Genomic DNA, 2,980 nt, shown 5'->3' with positions numbered 1-2,980 from the left:
TTTGCGGGCGCACCTCTACCCGGGGCGGGGTGGCCACCGCCACCGGCTCCCCCCGGGGGATGGGGCTTACAGCGGGGGCGGATGGAGCCGATGGGGGGGGCGTGGCCACCACCAGCGGGACGAAGGGGTTGGGCGGCGGGGTGATGGCCTGGGCGGCCCGTGGGGGGGCTGTGGTCTTGGGGGTTTTCTCGGCCTGAGGGGGTTGGGGTTGTGGGCTTGGGGCTTGGGGCTCCTCCTGCCGGACCGCCTCGCTGGGCGTGAGGGGTGGGATGGGTGGGGCCTCGATGGGGCCTGGGGTAGGGGTGGCTTGGGGCGCTGTTGCTTCCTCCTGCCCTCCTTGGGCCGGCAGGTAGAGCCCCACGTACCACAAGGCCACCCCTGCCACCAAAAGGAGGGCAACTAGGAGGATCTTCGTGGACTGGGGTAGGGTGCGCAGGCCCGAGAGGACGCGGGCCAAGGTGGATTGGGCATGGCCCTGCTCTGGTTCCTTCACCGTCCACCTCCCCCGCCCGGGGTTCCGGGCGCCTGGAGTTCTTCCACGTCTTTGGCCAGCATGTACAGGGTTAGGGTTAGGCTGGTGTTCAGGATGGGGTTAGGGGTGGGTTCTCCGGCCACCGCCAAGGAGAGTCCAGAAATGGAGCTGAAGCGGGAAAGCCCCTCCAGCCTTTTGAGGTAGGTGTAGGTTTCCGGGAAGGGCCCTTCCAAGGATAGGGCCAGGTTCACCGCCCGCACCTCGGGCACAGGGGCGGAGGTGGGGGAGCGGTTTAGGGCCCGCACGGCCACCCCGCTCCTTGCCGCCTCGGAGAGGAGGGCGTTTAGCACCTCCCCAAGCCGCTCTTCCCGGGGAAGAGCCCTTAGGAAGGCCTGGCGTTCCGCCTGGAGCTCGGCAATGGCAGCCCGGAGTTCCGGCAGGGCCCTTTGGGCTTGTCTCCCCCGGTCCCGCTCGGGGATAAGGGTAGCGATCTCGTTCCGCACGGTCTCTGTTTCCTGGCGTAGGGGAACGATGAGAAGGAAGTACCAAAGTAGGGCCAGAACCACAGTGAGGGCCATGACGAGAAGGGCCCATTCCCGCTGGCCCAGCCGGCTAAGGTTGAGCACTGCCCTCACCCCCCGTCGCCCCTATCCGGGCAGAGAAAGACCAAAGCCCCCGTTCCCCGTCCCAGGTGGCCCCCTGGAACTCTATGCCAAACCGGGGGGAGGACTCAAAGGCCTGGACAAAGCCCACCAGGGCTTCCCGATTCAGGGCCTCCCCCTGGACGGCGAACTCCACCCGCACCGCCTTGCCGTCAAAGGTTCCGCTTTCTTTAGCCCGATTGGCCTCTTCCTCCGGGATGGTGCGGGTGTTCACCGAGCGCAGGGCCACGGGGAACCGGCCCCCGGTACGCGGGATCTGCCCGATAAAGGCCGCAAGGTAGTCCGACCAGGGCACGAACCCCTTCCTCAAGCCCTCCCGGATGGAGAGGAGGGCCTCGAGGGTCTTCCGCTCCTGTTGCAACCGGTTTTGCTCGGCGATGAAGGGCCTTAGGGCCTCCACCTCGGCCTTAAGAGCATCCCGCTCCGAGCGGGCGAGCGCAAGCTCCGTATAGGCGGTGTAGTGGAGGAAGCCCATAAGGAGGAGAGCAAAGAGGGCGAGAAGGGAAGCAGCAAGCCGCCACCAGCCGGGTTCCACCCGGCGGCGGAGGTCCTTGGGGAGGAGGTTTAGCCTAATCAAGGGGACTCACCCCCCTCAGGGCTAGACCCACAGGCACCATGAACTCGGGGGCAAGGGCCTTGAGCTCCTCGGGGTCAAACCGCTTGGGGTCCACGGCGATGCCCTCCCAGGGGTTGGGCACCTCAAAGCTTACCCCCAGGGTGTCCGTGAGCAGGGTGGAAAGGCCCCTGAGCTTGCTCCCACCCCCCATGAGGTAGCCCACCTCGGGTTGGAGGTCCCCCATCTGCACCCGGAAGAACTCCAGGCTCCGCCGGATTTCCTGGGTGAGCTCCACCAGAACGGGGCGGATGGCATCGTAGATGCGGGCTGGGCTGTACCGTTCTCGTTCCGCGTCAAAGTCCAAAAGGAGCTCCTCGTCCTCCGTGGGGATGGTGGCCAGGCCGTAGGTGCGCTTGACCTCCTCCGCGGCCAAGAAGTCTAGGCCAAAAGCTTTCCCGATGGCTTCGGTGAAGTCCTTGCCCGAGAGGGTGAGGATGCGCGCGTAAAAGGGCCGGTCCCCTTGGGTGAGGACCAGGCTGGTGCTCTCCGCCCCGATGTCCACAGCAAGGGCCAAGGGTCCCTCCCTAAGCCCTTCCTCCAAGGAGTAGAGCCCGGCGAAGGGCTTCACATCCACCACCACCGGGATGAGCCCTGCGCCCCGCAGGGCCTCTATGAGCCCGGCCACGCTCTCCTTCCTGGCAGCCCCCACCATGACCTCCACCTGCTCCCCTTCCTCGGCTTCCTCCAGGGGGGTTAGGGGGGCAAAGTCCAGGACCACCTCATCTATGGGGAAGGGGATGTAGCGCTCCGCCTCCCAGCGCACCGCCTCCTCCATCTCCTTGGCGGGCATCTTGGGGACCTGGACCGTGCGCAGGATGACGGAGAGGTTGGGGGCTGCGGTGACCACGTAGCGCTTCTTGGTCCGGGCCTCAGCCAAGAGCTCCTTTAGCTCCCCTGCCAGGGCGGTGGGTTCGGCGATGAGCCCGTCCACGATGGTGCCCGGAGGGGTGGGCCGGATGGCCAAGGCCCTAAGGGTTTTGGGGTTTCCGGAGATCTCCACCAGCTTGAGGTTGGCCGCCCCGATCTCCAGGCCCAGGGCCTCCACCCGGGGTTTGAATAAACGGCTCAATGCGCTCTGACGGCTGAACAGCCTTTGAACCACATGCCCTCCTTCCTAAACCTATAAACCTCACGGTCGTGTCAAGATTTATGTGTAAGCGTCTGTGTACGGGGGGCATACCTTTCCCGAAGCATCCCTTCCAACACCTCCTGCACCTCGGCAAAACCCTT

Annotated in this window: 3 protein-coding genes and 1 pseudogene; all 4 read right to left on the bottom strand. The window is 65.7% G+C overall.

Annotated elements, in window-relative coordinates:
- Positions 1-493 (bottom strand): annotated as a pseudogene (locus WKI94_RS11725) (competence protein); the annotation flags it as partial.
- Entirely contained in the window at positions 490-1,050 is a 561-nt protein-coding gene (pilO, locus tag WKI94_RS11720; RefSeq protein ID WP_337845907.1) for a type 4a pilus biogenesis protein PilO, read from the bottom strand. The pseudogene WKI94_RS11725 and the gene pilO, both read right to left, overlap by 4 nt.
- Positions 1,051-1,084: 34 nt before the next feature.
- Positions 1,085-1,711 carry a flagellar protein FliT gene (locus WKI94_RS11715; RefSeq protein ID WP_337845906.1) on the bottom strand — a complete coding sequence of 209 codons (627 nt, stop codon included), beginning with the start codon at positions 1,709-1,711 and terminating at the stop codon, positions 1,085-1,087.
- On the bottom strand, positions 1,704-2,852 hold the full coding sequence (gene pilM / locus WKI94_RS11710; protein WP_337845905.1) for a type IV pilus assembly protein PilM: 1,149 nt from the start codon (positions 2,850-2,852) through the stop codon (positions 1,704-1,706). Before pilM ends, WKI94_RS11715 begins: the two co-directional genes overlap by 8 nt.
- Positions 2,853-2,980: the final 128 nt, after the last annotated feature.

This window comes from Thermus sp. (assembly GCF_037444525.1).
In the GTDB taxonomy this organism is placed as follows: domain Bacteria; phylum Deinococcota; class Deinococci; order Deinococcales; family Thermaceae; genus Thermus.
The sequence above is the reverse complement of the archived record's forward strand: the minus strand, read 5'-3'. Positions and strand labels throughout refer to the sequence as shown.